The 15,180-nt window shown below is 37.4% G+C and carries 17 protein-coding genes and 1 riboswitch; of the genes, 8 read left to right on the top strand and 9 right to left on the bottom strand.

All coding sequences use genetic code 11. The features are described 5' to 3' along the window. Positions 1-22: 22 nt before the first annotated feature. Together C9J31_RS24080 and C9J31_RS20275 are read right to left on the bottom strand one after the other, a co-directional pair. Positions 23-145, bottom strand: coding sequence for a hypothetical protein (locus tag C9J31_RS24080; RefSeq protein ID WP_268807924.1), 123 nt, complete (start codon positions 143-145; stop codon positions 23-25). 61 nt (positions 146-206) lie between these two features. Continuing rightward, entirely contained in the window at positions 207-539 is a 333-nt protein-coding gene (locus C9J31_RS20275; protein ID WP_107950078.1) for a magnetosome magnetite crystal formation protein family, read from the bottom strand. Positions 540-664: 125 nt separating this feature from the next. Next, a riboswitch (TPP riboswitch) is annotated at positions 665-772 on the top strand. 364 nt (positions 773-1,136) lie between these two features. Here C9J31_RS20275 and thiT point away from each other — a divergent pair. Continuing rightward, a complete protein-coding gene (gene thiT / locus C9J31_RS20270) occupies positions 1,137-1,697 on the top strand; it encodes an energy-coupled thiamine transporter ThiT (protein ID WP_054767671.1) in 561 nt (186 codons plus the stop codon). Between the two features lie 126 nt (positions 1,698-1,823). Then, positions 1,824-2,579 carry a type I methionyl aminopeptidase gene (map, locus tag C9J31_RS20265; RefSeq protein WP_107950080.1) on the top strand — a complete coding sequence of 252 codons (756 nt, stop codon included), beginning with the start codon at positions 1,824-1,826 and terminating at the stop codon, positions 2,577-2,579. 28 nt (positions 2,580-2,607) lie between these two features. Here the strand turns inward: map and C9J31_RS20260 are convergent, their stop codons facing one another. Then, positions 2,608-3,321 carry a hypothetical protein gene (locus tag C9J31_RS20260; RefSeq protein ID WP_107924683.1) on the bottom strand — a complete coding sequence of 238 codons (714 nt, stop codon included), beginning with the start codon at positions 3,319-3,321 and terminating at the stop codon, positions 2,608-2,610. Positions 3,322-3,528: 207 nt separating this feature from the next. On the opposite strand from C9J31_RS20260, the gene C9J31_RS20255 reads away from it, so the two are divergent. Beyond that, positions 3,529-4,353, top strand: coding sequence for a polyphosphate kinase 2 family protein (locus tag C9J31_RS20255; protein WP_107924682.1), 825 nt, complete (start codon positions 3,529-3,531; stop codon positions 4,351-4,353). A gap of 219 nt (positions 4,354-4,572) precedes the next feature. Further along, on the top strand, positions 4,573-5,160 hold the full coding sequence (locus tag C9J31_RS20250) for a GNAT family N-acetyltransferase (protein ID WP_054767673.1): 588 nt from the start codon (positions 4,573-4,575) through the stop codon (positions 5,158-5,160). Positions 5,161-5,330: 170 nt separating this feature from the next. On the opposite strand, the gene C9J31_RS20245 is transcribed toward C9J31_RS20250, so the two are convergent. From C9J31_RS20245 to C9J31_RS20240, 3 genes are all read right to left on the bottom strand, one after another. Continuing rightward, on the bottom strand, positions 5,331-5,894 hold the full coding sequence (locus C9J31_RS20245) for a beta-class carbonic anhydrase (RefSeq protein WP_107950081.1): 564 nt from the start codon (positions 5,892-5,894) through the stop codon (positions 5,331-5,333). Between the two features lie 186 nt (positions 5,895-6,080). After that, complete coding sequence (locus C9J31_RS24075; RefSeq protein ID WP_268807923.1) at positions 6,081-6,215, bottom strand: hypothetical protein; 135 nt, start codon at positions 6,213-6,215, stop codon at positions 6,081-6,083. A gap of 138 nt (positions 6,216-6,353) precedes the next feature. Continuing rightward, positions 6,354-7,589 carry an aminopeptidase gene (locus C9J31_RS20240; RefSeq protein WP_107950084.1) on the bottom strand — a complete coding sequence of 412 codons (1,236 nt, stop codon included), beginning with the start codon at positions 7,587-7,589 and terminating at the stop codon, positions 6,354-6,356. Between the two features lie 199 nt (positions 7,590-7,788). Between C9J31_RS20240 and motA the strand changes: the two genes are divergently transcribed. Together motA and motB are read left to right on the top strand one after the other, a co-directional pair. Continuing rightward, positions 7,789-8,592, top strand: coding sequence for a flagellar motor stator protein MotA (gene motA / locus C9J31_RS20235; protein WP_054767674.1), 804 nt, complete (start codon positions 7,789-7,791; stop codon positions 8,590-8,592). Beyond that, positions 8,576-9,352, top strand: coding sequence for a flagellar motor protein MotB (gene motB, locus C9J31_RS20230; protein WP_107924679.1), 777 nt, complete (start codon positions 8,576-8,578; stop codon positions 9,350-9,352). Before motA ends, motB begins: the two co-directional genes overlap by 17 nt. A gap of 60 nt (positions 9,353-9,412) precedes the next feature. Here motB and C9J31_RS20225 read toward each other — a convergent pair whose 3' ends face one another. Beyond that, positions 9,413-9,634 (bottom strand): DUF1128 domain-containing protein, encoded by a 222-nt coding sequence (locus C9J31_RS20225; RefSeq protein WP_054767675.1) that lies wholly within the window; start codon positions 9,632-9,634, stop codon positions 9,413-9,415. Positions 9,635-9,813: 179 nt separating this feature from the next. On the opposite strand from C9J31_RS20225, the gene C9J31_RS20220 reads away from it, so the two are divergent. Together C9J31_RS20220 and C9J31_RS20215 are read left to right on the top strand one after the other, a co-directional pair. Next, positions 9,814-10,140 carry a hypothetical protein gene (locus tag C9J31_RS20220; RefSeq protein WP_054767676.1) on the top strand — a complete coding sequence of 109 codons (327 nt, stop codon included), beginning with the start codon at positions 9,814-9,816 and terminating at the stop codon, positions 10,138-10,140. A 23-nt stretch (positions 10,141-10,163) separates the two neighbouring features. Then, complete coding sequence (locus C9J31_RS20215) at positions 10,164-11,078, top strand: YihY/virulence factor BrkB family protein (protein WP_107924678.1); 915 nt, start codon at positions 10,164-10,166, stop codon at positions 11,076-11,078. A 108-nt stretch (positions 11,079-11,186) separates the two neighbouring features. Here the strand turns inward: C9J31_RS20215 and C9J31_RS20210 are convergent, their stop codons facing one another. Both C9J31_RS20210 and C9J31_RS20205 read right to left on the bottom strand, forming a co-directional pair. Further along, on the bottom strand, positions 11,187-13,091 hold the full coding sequence (locus C9J31_RS20210) for a heavy metal translocating P-type ATPase (protein ID WP_107950086.1): 1,905 nt from the start codon (positions 13,089-13,091) through the stop codon (positions 11,187-11,189). A gap of 500 nt (positions 13,092-13,591) precedes the next feature. Next, positions 13,592-15,130 carry a fumarate hydratase gene (locus C9J31_RS20205; protein ID WP_107950089.1) on the bottom strand — a complete coding sequence of 513 codons (1,539 nt, stop codon included), beginning with the start codon at positions 15,128-15,130 and terminating at the stop codon, positions 13,592-13,594. Between the last annotated feature and the right edge of the window lie 50 nt (positions 15,131-15,180).

Below are 15,180 nucleotides of genomic sequence, written 5' to 3'. Positions count from 1 at the left end.
CCTTATAGGATACGCCTTTTCTTTATTTTCTTCGAGTCATTGGGTTGGGAGTTGTTCCCTTTTTTGCAGCTACCACTTTCTTGACAATTGGAATCACTATAGGCGCTAATTTGACAGCAGTTTTTACGATTTTAGATACTTTCATGAATATCAGCTCCCTTTTACTATTAGTTCTACCTGTTTAACTCGAGGATGAAACATAATTACTAACGGATAACGCGTACAGCCTGAACAATATTCCAGATGATAATGCCAAGAGATACGAGTAAGTAAATCGCAAAAGCAGCCAACCAAATGATAATGAATGTACTGCCAGTTGCATCAGGTTCAAACGTATTGAATGACATTGACGAAAACAGGAAGACGATAAAGAAAATGATGCCGAACAGAAAAGGAATTAAATGCGATATAAGCGCTCGGATTGAATGGCGCTTCACTTCACTATCCTTTGACACGAAATAAACAATTAACGGCACAATAAAAGGTGCGAAAAATATACTGAGATAACTAAAGGCAGATAATATTTTTTGATTCTCCATAGTTGTCCCTCCTTATTTAAAATTTACGCATGAAAAACTCAAAAGTTTCAAAAATTAATGAAGAAATGGTTGTAATCACAAAAGTGTTTGCGTACAATGAGGATGTTCAAGCAAAATTAAGATGTAACGACCACAAGGGGAGCTGATGATGTCAGCTGAGACTGGGCACGTAATGCCTTTACTCTTCGAACCTGTAAGTTAAAGCTTGCGTAGGGATGTGGATAGAAACCGACACTTTTACGATGTGAGGCTCTGTCCTGGCATCGTTTTTTTATCTTCAATTAGGTTAGCGAAGAAAAGAGGAGTATCCTTTTTTAGTAGGTGCTCACAGGCCAACAGAATGAAGCTAAAGTCTCTAGGGGTGTTATGGATTTTGAAAGGAATTAAAGATGGTATCTTAACGTAGGAGATGTAGCAATGTAGCTACATTGGTAAAGATGCTACAGCCTAAGGTATTGTTGTATAAGCATATTTCAAAATTTGTACACCTATTAACAGAGGCATAATAGATTGCCAGATTGAGCACATCATATTTAAATAACTGATTTCTATTCCTGCTCTTGTATCCTACATCGGAACAAAGGAGAGAATAATATTATGGACAAAAAAAGACTATTAATGCTGGTGGAGATTGCGATTTTCGCAGCAGTGGGTCTTGTACTCGATCAAGTTTCTTTTAAAGTATGGGCACAAGGCGGCTCGGTTAGTCTCGTGATGGTTCCCATTATTTTAATGGCATTTCGTTGGGGGCTTTTTGCAGGGCTGACAACAGGACTACTTATTGGCGTTATGCAAACGATGTTCGGTGCGTACATTGTACACTGGCTTCAAGGTTTATTGGATTATGGGGTTGCTTTCACAGTAGTTGGTGTAGCGGCGCTTGTGCGTAAGCCTGTACTCGAAGCTGCAGCGAACGTAAACAAAAAGAAGATGGCTATTTTTATAATCATAGGCACTGTTTTAGCTGGATTTTTACGCTACTTGTCGCATACGGTTGCAGGAGCTGTATTCTTCGCAGAGTATGCTGGCGATCAAAACGCTTGGATTTATTCCATTATTTATAATGGAACATATATGCTACCAGCAACAATCTTAACTGCTATTGCAGGTGTTCTTTTATTCACAGCAGCACCACAGTTAATGCAACGAAAATCTTAATGTGTAAGCCGTCTGTTCCTATAGGGTACAGGCGGCTTTTCTAAGCTAATTAGCGCGTATTGTTCATCATTGGTTTGTGGATGTGATATATTAGAGTGTAGATATTAGATGAAAGGGACGTTAAAAATGATTGTAAAAACGCAAGAAGAGATTGAAGCCTTTAAAAAAATCGGTCGTATTTGTGCTGAAATTCGTGAAGCAATGAAGGCTGCTACAAAACCAGGTGTGACAACACTTGAATTAGATGAAATTGCAGGCCGTATGTTTGCGGAAGCAGGAGCTATTTCTGGACCAAAAGGTGAATATGATTTCCCAGGTTACACTTGTATTAGTGTTAATGAAGAAGTAGCACATGGTATACCGGGAAGCCGTATTATTCAAGACGGGGATATTGTCAATATTGATGTGTCAGGTTCGCTAAACGGCTATTTTGCTGATACTGGTATTTCATTCGTAGTCGGAGAAGGTTATGAAGATAAAGAAAAACTTTGCCGCGTAGCGAAAAGTGCTTTTGAACGTGCGATGACGAAAGTAAAAGCTGGTTCTAAATTAAACCAAATAGGGAAAGCTGTTGAACGTGAAGCTTATGCGAACGATTTAACAGTCATCATGAATTTAACAGGTCATGGACTAGGTCGCTCTTTACATGATGAGCCAAATCACATTTTAAACTATTACGATGCGTGGGACTCAACAATTATGAAAGAGGGAATGGTGTTAGCGGTTGAGCCGTTCATCTCAGCAAAAGCAGAGCATATTGTTGAAGCTGGTGATGGCTGGACATTCATTACACCAGACAAATCATTAGTTGCTCAAATCGAGCATTCGATTATTGTTACAAAAGACAAACCAATTATTTTAACAACATTAGATGAAGCATAATCAATAGAAAAAAATCCTGCTTACCATGTTATTTTTGGTAGGCAGGATTTTTTTTAATAAATTGTATACCAACAAGGAGCACACCGCATAAAAATAAGGCGGCTGTTGTCACGAGTAATTCATCAAAGCCATTATGTAACGCAATACCTATATAGGCCCAGATAAAAACACTCGGATACACAATATCGAAGTGATGAAAGCGAATATGTAGTGCTATGGCAACTCCAATAGTCAGTAAAATAACTGCCCAAAGTGGATTGCTAAGACCGAAGCCGTTCCATTCATACGATGTTAATGTAAAACTTGCATTTGTCATTAGAGTAAAAGTCGCCCAAGCGAGATAGATAGAAAATGGCACTCGACCTGTTAGCGCATTATTGCTAAGTGAATACGTATTGTACAGTAAAAATAAATAAATTACTAATATTAACGTACTGCAAAGTGACACGATAAATAATTCGTGATGCCAAAACACAATGGCAAACGCCTGCAATATACAAATGCTACTAAAGAGAACAGTCTGTTTAATAGTTGTCTTTTTGAAATTCATAACTAACCAATAGCCGAGTAAAAAGTAAACCACAATCCAAATTACATAACTAACATTAAAAGGCGCAAACATAACGGGAAAACGATTAGAGATTTCTAACGTAGATTGACCATTTATTTTTATGAAATAGGATGAAAAGGTTAGGATGAGTGCGACAATATAAGAAATTGTCATCAAAATAAATTGAGGCATAGTTTCCTCTCCCTTCCTGTTAAATTGTATAGGGAAAAGACAAATAAGTATAGGACTGTCACAAATTTTCTATTTTCATTATAGCGGAAATTGCCAATAATGTATCGTCTTGTTTCGTCAAATTTATCTACAATTTACCATTTGGATAGGCATCCATATATTTCTTTAGTACAATATGAATAGCTAAATTAAAGGAGTGAAGTTTTAATGACTCAAAATCTAAAAAATCTTGACCTATCGATTGAACTAGATAAAAAAATGTATAAAAAGAAATTAAAAGTACTCCAATATGAAATGTTAAATGCCCAGCAGTTTTTACTAAACAATAAAATCGGGCTTATTTTAGTATTTGAAGGTATGGATGCGGCAGGGAAGGGCGGTGCTATAAAACGTCTAATCGAACGCGTAGATCCTCGTGGCTATGTCGTGCACCCTATTTCAGCACCTCAGCCACATGAACTTCGCTACAACTATTTACAACGTTTCTGGAGAAAATTACCTCAGCATGGGCAAATCGCAATTTTCGACCGTTCCTGGTATGGTCGTGTGTTAGTAGAGCGTATTGAAGGATTCGCAACAAACAACGAGTGGACTCGTGCATACGAGGAGATTAACCACTTTGAAAAGCTTCTAACAGATGGTGATTATATTATCGTGAAATTCTGGCTTCATGTGTCAGATGAAGAGCAGCTAAATCGTTTTAAAGAACGGGAACAGGATCCTTATAAAGCATGGAAATTGACAGATGAAGACTGGCGAAATCGTGAAAAAACACCACAGTATATAGATGCTGCAAATGATATGTTCGATAAAACAGATAAAAAGAACGCCCCATGGATTTTAGTGGCAGGCAATGATAAGAAACATGCGAGGGTTCAAGTTTTACAAGAAACCATTGCACATATTGAGCGTGAAGCACAAAAACGTGGTTTACATTTAACAAATGTTTTAGATAAAACCTATTTAGAAGATACTGAATCCTCTAGTATGGAAATGTTGCAAGTGCAATCGGATAAAGAGGAAAAAAATTAAATAATCGGATAGATGCTGTGATAACAAGACATGAACAATATTAGTTGTAGCAGCATCTTTTTTTACATACAATAAAGTAAAACGGGGATCTTTCATCCCCACTGATTGTAGTGGAAGCATCGGTTTTTTGTCAGTTAATCGCTCACCTAACTGACTCATATTGACCGTTGATGCGGGATGAACATATACTGACTATTATTGGAAGGCTAGTGTGGAGATATGGTGCTTAAAATTTGGAATCTATTGAGGAAAAAGGGTGGAAATGTGGTATCGATTCAAGGGGGAAAATGCTACGTTCGCACATTCCAAGAACAAGATGCACAAAATTTAACTGGTCTCGTAAGTCGCAATAAATACTTTTGGTCTACATATGAACCATTACAACGACCTGAATACTATACAGTAGATGCTCAATATAAAAAAATTCAAGAAAGTTTGTATTTAATGGATTCAAAACGAGAGTTTTCTTTCGGTATTTTTGAGCTAGGTACAAATAACCTAATAGGGCATATTGCGCTTTATGCTGTAAAACGTTTACCGTATTCAAGTGCATTTGTTGGCTATGCGATGGATGAGATTTATGTAGGGAAAGGGATCGTAACAGAAGCAGTGGAATTGGTCGTGCGCTTTGCGTTTGAACAAATAGGCTTGCACCGAGTGGAGGCGTATGTTTCGACACAAAATAATGCGTCTATCCGTGTTTTAGAAAAATCAGGATTTCAACGAGAAGGACTTTTAAGAAAGCTTCTGTATATTAATGGGGAATGGGTAGATCACTATATGTATGCCTGCTTAGATGAATCCTAACGAAAATTGAAAAAGATGTGTCTATCATTCGAGATCTCGACGGATAGACACATCTTTTAAATTTTTATCCGTGTACGACTACGCGACTGTAAATCCTAACACTATGCACATTAAATTTCTTATATGACGAAAATAGTGTCAGTCACCATGTTGCACAGACATAGAAATTTTTATTGATTCGTGCCGTCTTCTATTAAATCAAGGCGACCTGTATTTGGATCGATTACTAAGCCGTGAACAGGCACACTTTTCACCATAAGTGGATGATTACGAATTGTATCGACACTTTTCTTCACACTTGTTGCTACGTCGCCGAAACCACGTAAAAACTCTTTTAAATCTATACCGGAATATTCCATCATTTTAATTGTTTCTGTGCTAATACCGCGATTCACCATTTTGGTTAGCATTGCTTCAGGATCTACTGCACTCATACCACAGTCATAATGTCCTACAACATAGACTTCATCTGCTTGTAGTTCATAGACAGCTACAAGTAAACTACGCATAACTGCACCAAAGGGGTGACTAACTAAAGCACCAGCACTTTTAACGATCTTAACGTCACCATTGCGTAAATTCATAGCTTTAGGTAACAGTTCTACAAGTCGAGTATCCATACAAGATAAAACAACGATTCGCTTATCAGGGTACTTTGTTGTAATAAAAGGCTCATATTTTTTCTCTTGAACGAAATCTCCATTAAACTCTAGAATATCTTTTAACATTGTCATGAAAGATTGCTCCCTTCCCTACAGAAATATTTTAGAGCAAAAATATAAATATGCAAATAATAATGACAATATTCGCGTAATTTTATGATAAAAAAAAGGAGTTTAGTAATTTATTTAGCGAATCGAAATAAAGATGTTACAAAAATGTGAAAAAACAGCTACGGTAAGTAGCTGTTTTGAATAGGCTTAGAATTTTTCGCTTGGCTTTGGATCTACAGTTACTGAAGATTTAGAATCTAAACCAACTTGTAGGTAGTGGATGAAGAATGCTACAGAAATTAATAAAACGACTGAAAAGCCAAGTACAGTTGTGATGAACATTGAAAAGCTCCTCTCTACTAATTAATCTACTAAATTGTTTACTTTCATTATACAATAGGTTGCTATGAAAATCTAAGGATAATTTATGACATCCATAACATACCTTGGCTAGAATACTATAAAACGGTGTCTATTTCTCTAGAAAGCCCAATTGCCATTACGGAAAATTGGTTCAATTTGACCATCTTCCATGATACCATCAATATTCATATTAGCAGAGCCAATCATAAAGTCAACATGTGTTAAGCTTTGATTGAGGCCGTGTGCAAGTAAGTCATCTGAAGACATGTCTTTGCCACCCTCAATACAAAATGCATAAGCGCTACCAAGAGCTAGATGATTCGAGGCATTTTCATCAAATAATGTATTGTAAAATAATAAACCTGATTGAGAAATAGGTGATTGATGTGGGACAAGTGCTACTTCCCCGAGATAGTGAGCACCCTCATCTGTTGCGATAAGTGCTTCTAAGATTTCTTGTCCCTGCTTTGCCTGTACCTCAATAATTCGGCCTTCTTTAAATGTTAATGTAAATTGATCAATAATATTGCCACCATAGCTTAAAGGCTTAGTGCTAGATACATAACCATTTACTCCTGTTTTTAACGGAGCTGTAAAGACTTCTTCAGTCGGCATATTTGCCATAAATGATTGCCCTTGCGTATTGATACTACTACCACCTGTCCATATATGCTTCGCTGGTAATGTGATAGTTAAATCAGTCCCTGTTGCAGTGTAGTGAAGTGTTTTGTATTGTTTGTTATTTAAATGATCAGCTTTGTCGTGTAATAGATGGTCATGTGCTCGCCAAGCATCTACTGGATTTTCTAGATTGGTACGAGTCGCGGCAAATATTGCTTCCCATAATGCATCCATTTGTTGATCTTCAGGAAGATTAGGAAAGACCTTTGCTGCCCAATTTTTTGAAGGGGCAGCAATAACTGACCAGCTAAATTTATCTGATTGCAGTAAGCTACGGTACTTTGCAAGAGCCTGGCTAGATGTTTTTTGGAAGGTCATAATTTTCTCGCGATCAATGCCTTTTAATAGGTCGGGGTTTTGCGACACGATACTTATAAACGCAGCCCCATGCTCTGCTAACCATTCACGTTCTTGAACTTTCCAAGGTGGAAAGAAATCGAATGAGTCTTTTGGTGCTGATTCATAACGTGTACGAACAAGCTCATCATCAGATATATCGACAAAAACCTGTTTTGCACCATTTTCATAAGCGATTTTAGTAATTTTTTGTGCTAGTTTTATGTTATCCGTCGAACAACTCATATAGAGATATTGATTTTTCTGGATATTTACTCCTACTTTTACGGCTAATTCGGCATAACGTAGTAAATTTGTGTCAAATGATAATAACAAATTCTTAGCTCCTTTCGAATATGGACAATTTAGTGTACTATTCTTAATTCAATATAATCAAATATGGTCGAAATGTGAATAAAAAGCATTTATTACATCGAAAAATTAGTGAATTACATTTATACTATATTATATCTTTATTTAAAAATATGGAAAAATAGACGACAATAAGAGTGTTAGAAGATTTGGAGGTTCTGGAATGGATATATCGTCAGTAGTAGGGTTAATTATAGCGTTTATAGCGCTATTAGTAGGGATGGTCATGAAGGGTGTAAGCTTAAGTGCTTTTTATAACCCTGCGGCTATCTTAATCATCATCTTCGGTACAATCTCCGCTGTAACAATTGCCTTCCCTATGAAGGAGTTAAAGCGTGTACCTAAGCTATTTAAAATTCTTTTCAAAGAAACTAAATTAGCAGATGATATTGAGATTATTAAAATGTTCTCACAATGGGCTGACTTAGCTCGTCGTGAAGGGTTATTAGCTCTTGAAAGTAAGGCATCAGAAATTGAAGACCCGTTTCTTAAAAATGGTCTTACATTAGCTATTGACGGTCAGAATGCAGATTATATACGTGACGTATTAACTGAAGAAGTAGAAGCTATGGAAGAACGTCATGCAAGTGGTTCTGCAATTTTTACGCAAGCAGGTACATATGCCCCAACATTAGGGGTACTTGGTGCGGTTGTAGGGTTAATCGCCGCATTGGCAGATATGAATGATATAGAAAAACTAGGGCATGCGATTTCAGCTGCCTTCATGGCAACATTATTAGGTATCTTTACCGGTTACGTACTTTGGCATCCTTTTGCTAATAAGTTAAAACGTAAATCAGCCATTGAAGTGAAGCAAAAACGCATGATGATTGAAGGCATTCTTTCTGTATTAGAAGGAGAAGCGCCGCGTGTTATTGAACAAAAATTATCTTCTTATTTAACGATGGAAGAGCGTCGTCAAATTTCTGGTGAAAGCGGGGCGGGCGGCCTTGGCAAAGAAAGCTAAGAAAAAAAAGCATGATGAACATATTGATGAGTCTTGGTTAGTTCCTTACGCTGATATTTTAACGCTGTTATTAGCGGTATTCATAATATTATTTGCATCAAGTTCGGTCGATCAAGAGAAGTTAGAAAAAATGTCAGCAGTATTCAGTCAGGTATTTGATGGTGGAACGAGTTTTCTAGAACAACCTTCACCGATTCAAACGCCTGATGCCCAAAATGATGAAACACCACAGCAAACACAGCAGAACTCAGCTTATCTAAAGGATCAGCAAGAGTTAGCGGAAATCAAGGACAGTGTTGATAATTTCATCGCGGTTAACGAGATGGAAGGTCAGTTTGCTACCGAAATGACAGATGAAGGTTTGTTAGTAACAATTCGTGATAGTATACTATTCGATTCAGGGAAAGCAACGATTAAACCAGAATATAAACCGATTGCTAAAGAACTTGCAGACGTACTAGTATCAGATCCTGCGCGTAGTATTTTAATTACGGGGCATACTGATAATGTACCGCAATCAAGTTTTGAATTTGCTTCAAACTGGGAATTGTCAGTTATGCGTGCAGTGAACTTCCTGAAAATTATAGTGGGGAGTAATGCGAATTTAGACCCAAGATATTTTAGTGCAAAAGGGGAAGGCGAATACAAAGCCATTGCTCCGAATGACACTGCTGAGGGTCGTGCGAAAAACCGTCGTGTAGAAGTGTTGATTCAACCACTTGTTGCAGAAGATGGATCAGCTACGAAAAATACACAATAAGTAATAAGAAAAGCTATTAGTGAAACGCTTTGCGCTCATAACTAATAGCTTTTTTCTAAATTATTTACGTAATGAGCCTAGTTCTGCAACAATTGCTTGCATTTCACTTGGGCTAAATGTGTCACGTTTCATAACCATTTCGTAGAGATAGACTAAATCTTCATAATTTGCTTCATCGAAATTCTCTGATTTCATCGCATCGACATTTACCATGCGAAGTTTATCTTTCATTTGATCAACCATATAAATAACATTTTCTTTTGATGCTATTGATAAATCCATTCATTTAAACCTACCTTTCGTAGTCCTCGCAAATATCATTTCATTGAATAAAAAAATTGTCAATACTGTAATTTGGGCATTGCTTTAAAAATATGTTGTTGTTGGGTAGAATAAAGGTAGCAAGTTGTTTATTTGTCATTTATAAGGGAATACATGTACACAAGTAGGGGGTTATTAATATGGGACAAAGTAAATTATTAGCATCTATCGTTATCGGTGCCACAGTCGGTGCAGCACTAAGCATGTTTGATCGCGCAACACGTGAAAAAACAGTAGCTACTACAAAAAAGGTGACTGCAGCAGTATCGTATTACGCTACGAATCGTGGCGAATTACAGGATTTAATTGAGGAAAAAGTGTTAGCTGCTCAAGTGCTCTGTGAAAGTGTTACAGAAAACGTCAACATGGTAGCAGAAAAAGTTGATGAATTTAAAGAATTACCTTCCACTATTCAGGGTATGATTAGTGATACAAAATCTGCCTTCTCTTCACCAAATAAAGAATAAGTTGTAGTTAAGGAGGGATTTGCATGGAAAAGAAAAAAGTATCAGCGAATACAGCATTTGGTTTTGTGAAATCGTTTGTCTCTCCAAATGTTGATTCTGTAGATATCATGACGTCAAAGGGCTTTGTACAAGATTTACTCTTACGTATACAACGCGTGGAAATATCGGCCCTTGCCGCACAACTCGCTTATTTCTTTTTACTATCATTCTTCCCACTACTTATTTTCCTCGTTACACTGTTACCATATCTAAATTTAGAAACGACGCAAGTCTATTCTTTTTTAGTGAATATAGTGCCAGATGAAGTATACAATTTAATTGAAAGTACATTAAATGAGGTATTAACAAATCGCAATAGCAGTTTATTATCCATTGGTGTTCTTGGTACAATATGGTCTGCCTCGAAGGGAATTAATGCATTGATCAGGGCTTTAAATAAAGCCTATGATACGGAAGGTAGGGTAGGCATCTTAGAGCGAGGGTTATCGCTTGTCTTTACAATTGCCTTTGTAATCGTCATAGTTGTTGCCCTTCTATTACCGGTTTTTGGACAACAAATCGGTCATTTTCTGTTTTCGATAGTTGGAATAGAAGAAGAATTTCAATCACTTTGGCATAATATACGCTTGTTCATGCCACCATTACTCATCTTTGTGGTATTAATGGGGATTTACTGGTTTGTGCCGAATACAAGTCCGCGCTTGAAAATAATGGGCGTGTGGCCGGGGGCGTTGTTCTCTACACTTGCCTGGTTGGCATTAACATACGGTTTTTCTTTTTATATTAGTAATTTTGGAAATTATTCTGCTACATACGGTAGTATTGGCGGTGTCATTATTTTAATGCTTTGGTTGTATTTTACTGGTATGATTTTGATTTTCGGTGGCGTTTTAAATGCCTCAATGCAAAAAAGAGCATTGCAAAAACAACATGATTAGTAACGTACATGGCAAAAAAATATAAACAGCCTCACTATCACAGTTCTGTGATGTGAGGCTGTTTTTCGTAAAAGGAATACTATTACTAGAGTTCAGGGAACGCTCCGATTACACATTTTTATTGAGCATACGTAAGCCATTTAATATAACAAGAATTGTACTACCTTCATGTCCAATCACACCTAGTGGTAAATCAACAACTTGTAAAAAGTTTGAGGCTATTAACAGGATAATGATACCGATAGAGAAAATGATATTTTGTTTTACAATACGTTGCATTTTACGCGATAGGCGAACAGCGTAGGCAATTTTAGATAAGTCATTTTTCATTAAAACTACATCAGCAGTTTCTAAAGCGACATCTGTACCTTCTCCCATTGCGATGCCAGTAGTCGCAGTGGCTAATGCTGGTGCATCATTAATACCATCTCCAACCATGCCCACATATTTATGTTGACGAAGAAGATTTTTCATTTCAGTAACTTTTGTTTCAGGGAGACATTCTGCTACATAATCATTCACACCGGCTTCTTTCGCAATGACCTTCGCTGTTTTTTCATTGTCTCCTGTGAGCATCACTACATTAATGCCTAACTCTTTTAGCAATGTAACGGCTTTTTTAGCTTCATTACGAACAGTATCCTTTAAAGCTGTGAGTGCAACGATGCCTTCGCTGTCGCGGATGAAAATAACTGTTTTTCCCTCTGCGGCAAGTAACGCGGCAGCACCATTTGCAAATGCGTGGGCTTCTTCTATGCCTACAAAATCTGGTTTGCCCACTAAATATTCCGTGTCATTGACAAAGCCCTTTATTCCCCAACCAGGAATGTCTTCAATAGTGGTCTGTGCATAATGCGTAATACCTTGTGCTTTTGCATATGAAGTGATTGCTTGTGCCAATGGGTGATTCGACTGTGCTTCGATACTCGCAAGGATGCTCATTGTCGTATTTCTATCCAATCCTTTACGAACGATGAAATCTGTTACGACTGGTTTTCCTTGTGTTAAAGTACCGGTTTTATCAACTGCTAATGCACGTAAAACACTTAAATGCTCTAAATGTAAACCACCTTTAAATAGCACACCATTTTTTGCACCATTTGAAATAGTCGCTAGTGTTGCTGGCATTATTGATGCGACAAGTGCACAAGGAGAGGCCACTACTAAGAGAACCATTGCTCGGTAAAATGTTGTTGTCCAGTCCCAAGCGAGTAAAAAGTGCGGAACAAACATCATAAGTGCAACAGTCAGTAAGACGAATTTTACATAAGTACCTTCAAACTTTTCAATGAATTGCTGAGAAGGTGATTTTTCACTTTGTGCACTTTGCACAAGGCTAATAATTTTTTGGAACAATGTTTCAGAATTTGGCTTTGTCATTTCCATTGTAATGGCACCGTTTAAGTTGACTGTTCCTGCAAATACCTCATCGCCTTCACGTTTAGCAACTGGGAGAGGTTCACCGCTAATAGCAGACTCATCTATAGAAGACTGCCCTTTGAAAATCACACCATCTGCTGGTACACGTTCGCCAGGTTTAATAAGGAGATGGTCACCGATCGTTAATGTAGTTACAGCAACTTTCATTGGTTCAAAGCCACCACGTACTAGCCAAGCTTCCTCAGGTTGCAAATTCATCAGTGCAGAGATTTCACGGTGACTTTTATTCATGGCATATGTTTCTAATGCGCCACTTACAGCAAAGATAAAAATCAGTATTGCTCCTTCTGTCCAGTATCCAATTGCTGCTGAGCCGATTGCCGCTAACACCATAAGTAGTTCAACATTCAACTTTTTCTCTGCGAGCGTTTCTTCAATGCCTTCTTTTGCTTTTGCAAAACCCCCAACAGCAAATGCAATAATATATAAAAGAACAGAAGCGGTTGTTTGGTTGTTCGTATCTAAACGCCATGCAAGTAAAATGAATAATCCAGCTACGATAGCAGCAATTAGTTCAGCATGTTCTTTTGTTTTCTCAATTAGAGTAATATTTTCTCGATTAGTATATTCCATCTTTATCCCTCCTGATAATGAAAATCAATATCAAAAACCTTATTAAACAAAGATAACATGCTTGTTTATGGTCAGAATTCAATTTAACTTTCTTTTATTTAATTTAGAATTATTATAACAAAGGGAATTGGAAAAAGAAAGTAAGAAGTTCGAAAGTATTGTAAAAGCTGGTGATGAAACATTCATTTATTTAATTCATTACCACAACTATAGAGATGCTTTCTGTTCCAGCTGAGGCTTTGCGACGGTGCCATCCGGAGTCAGCCTTAAACTTAGAGGGCATTTCTCCGTCTCAATCCATACATTATCGTTAGGCAATTTACTCATTGTTTTTCTAACCAGCTTTTTCATTAAATAGAAAAGCCATCTTTGTAATTTGTCCAGCATAGAAAAAGGCACAGAGTATTCACTAGGAATATTCTGTGCCTATAAATTTTGTGTATAAATAGCAATTAGCTATTTGTGAAAAAAGGAATAAAAAAGTATCGCTTATTTAAAAGTTAGAAAATACGTTCAGCGTGAAGCGCTAGTTTTTCTAAAGAAGATTTGTCCACATCAGCATGTAAAGAGTTGCCGTGAGAATCCATTGTCACAACTGCTGTGAAGCCTTCAACATTTAAGTGCCACATAGCTTCTGGAATACCAAATTCCATTAAGTCAACGCCATCTACACCTTTAATGCAGTCTGCGTAGTACTGAGCAGCACCACCGATTGCATTTAAGTAAACGCCACCGTGTTCGCCAAGAGCTTTTAATGTTTTTGGTCCCATACCGCCTTTACCAATGACAGCACGGATACCAAATTTTTTCATGATATCTCCTTGGTATGGCTCCTCACGGATAGAAGTAGTTGGACCAGCAGCCTTAACTGTCCAGTTGCCTTCTTCGTCTTTTGCCATTACTGGGCCACAGTGATAAATAACTTGTCCGTTTAGATCAACTGGTGCATCATGACTCATTAAGTGATGGTGAATTGCATCACGGCCAGTATACATGCGACCGGTAATAGAAACAACGTCACCCACTTTTAATGCACGAATTTGTTCTTCAGTAATAGGAGCAGTTAGTTCAATTACATCTGTTGAAGTTTCTTCTGTTGTTGCAGCAACTTCATTTTCTTTAAATGTAATTTTTTCACCATCTTGGTAGTGCCAGTTAATGATTTCAGCTGTTTCAGGATTAATGTCGATTGCCATACGACGGTATGCCCAACAGTTATACGCTACTGATACGTAGAAAGAAGCAGGGATACGGTGCATAACGCCGATTTTACAGCCTAGTAATGTTGCTTCACCGCCGAAGCCCATTGTACCGATACCGAATGTATTTGCAGTTTTTACTACATACTCTTCTAGTTTTGCAAGATCTGGATTTGGGTTTGTATCTTCTACATGACGGAACAATTGTTCTTTTGCAAGATCATATCCTGAAGAACGGTCACCACCGATTCCAACACCGATGAATCCTGCTGAGCAACCTTGGCCTTGTGCTTGGTATACAGAGTGAAGGATACATTTGCGGATTCCATCTAAGTCGCGACCAGCACGGCCTAAGCCATCAATCTCACATGGTAAGCTGTACTGAATGTTTTTATTTTCACAGCCGCCACCTTTAAGAATTAATTTAATTGTAATATAGTCTTTTTCCCACTGTTCGAACTTCATAACAGGTAGACCATCACCCAGATTATTACCACTGTTTGCACCAGTTAATGAATCAACAGCATTTGGACGTAATTTAGCGTCAGCAGTTGTGTCATTAATAGCTTTTTTAATGGCTTCTTTAATTTCTAATTGGTTTACCCCAACAGGCGTGTAAATTTTGAATGTTGGTAGCCCAGTATCTTGACAGATTGGTGATACATTATCTTCTGCCATAATAATATTATTTGAAATTGTGTCTAAACTCATTGCTGCGCGTGTGCCAGCATTTTCGGCTTCTTTGGCCTTTTTAATAGCACGACGCACGTCTTTAGGTAAGTTCGTAGACGTTTCTGTAATTAAATCATAAAGACTTTTCTCCAAAGTTTGTAGATTCATTTGGTATTGCCCCCCATAGAAAAAATTGATTATTTCCACATTACATTATA

Origin of the sequence: Lysinibacillus parviboronicapiens (genome assembly GCF_003049605.2) — a bacterium.
In the GTDB taxonomy this organism is placed as follows: domain Bacteria; phylum Bacillota; class Bacilli; order Bacillales_A; family Planococcaceae; genus Lysinibacillus; species Lysinibacillus parviboronicapiens.
The sequence above is the reverse complement of the archived record's forward strand: the minus strand, read 5'-3'. Positions and strand labels throughout refer to the sequence as shown.

What these genes read in the sequence shown, in the direction of transcription:
- motA (WP_054767674.1), top strand. Translation starts at nt 7,789, where the DNA reads ATGGATATATCGTCAGTAGTAGGGTTAATTATAGCGTTTATAGCGCTA.
- C9J31_RS20225 (WP_054767675.1), bottom strand. Translation starts at nt 9,634, where the DNA reads ATGGATTTATCAATAGCATCAAAAGAAAATGTTATTTATATGGTTGAT.
- C9J31_RS20245 (WP_107950081.1), bottom strand. Translation starts at nt 5,894, where the DNA reads ATGACAATGTTAAAAGATATTCTAGAGTTTAATGGAGATTTCGTTCAA.
- C9J31_RS24075 (WP_268807923.1), bottom strand. Translation starts at nt 6,215, where the DNA reads ATGTTCATCACAACTGTACTTGGCTTTTCAGTCGTTTTATTAATTTCT.
- C9J31_RS20205 (WP_107950089.1), bottom strand. Translation starts at nt 15,130, where the DNA reads ATGAATCTACAAACTTTGGAGAAAAGTCTTTATGATTTAATTACAGAA.
- C9J31_RS24080 (WP_268807924.1), bottom strand. Translation starts at nt 145, where the DNA reads ATGAAAGTATCTAAAATCGTAAAAACTGCTGTCAAATTAGCGCCTATA.
- C9J31_RS20210 (WP_107950086.1), bottom strand. Translation starts at nt 13,091, where the DNA reads ATGGAATATACTAATCGAGAAAATATTACTCTAATTGAGAAAACAAAA.
- C9J31_RS20250 (WP_054767673.1), top strand. Translation starts at nt 4,573, where the DNA reads ATGGTGCTTAAAATTTGGAATCTATTGAGGAAAAAGGGTGGAAATGTG.
- C9J31_RS20260 (WP_107924683.1), bottom strand. Translation starts at nt 3,321, where the DNA reads ATGCCTCAATTTATTTTGATGACAATTTCTTATATTGTCGCACTCATC.
- C9J31_RS20220 (WP_054767676.1), top strand. Translation starts at nt 9,814, where the DNA reads ATGGGACAAAGTAAATTATTAGCATCTATCGTTATCGGTGCCACAGTC.
- thiT (WP_054767671.1), top strand. Translation starts at nt 1,137, where the DNA reads ATGGACAAAAAAAGACTATTAATGCTGGTGGAGATTGCGATTTTCGCA.
- C9J31_RS20255 (WP_107924682.1), top strand. Translation starts at nt 3,529, where the DNA reads ATGACTCAAAATCTAAAAAATCTTGACCTATCGATTGAACTAGATAAA.
- C9J31_RS20275 (WP_107950078.1), bottom strand. Translation starts at nt 539, where the DNA reads ATGGAGAATCAAAAAATATTATCTGCCTTTAGTTATCTCAGTATATTT.
- map (WP_107950080.1), top strand. Translation starts at nt 1,824, where the DNA reads ATGATTGTAAAAACGCAAGAAGAGATTGAAGCCTTTAAAAAAATCGGT.
- C9J31_RS20215 (WP_107924678.1), top strand. Translation starts at nt 10,164, where the DNA reads ATGGAAAAGAAAAAAGTATCAGCGAATACAGCATTTGGTTTTGTGAAA.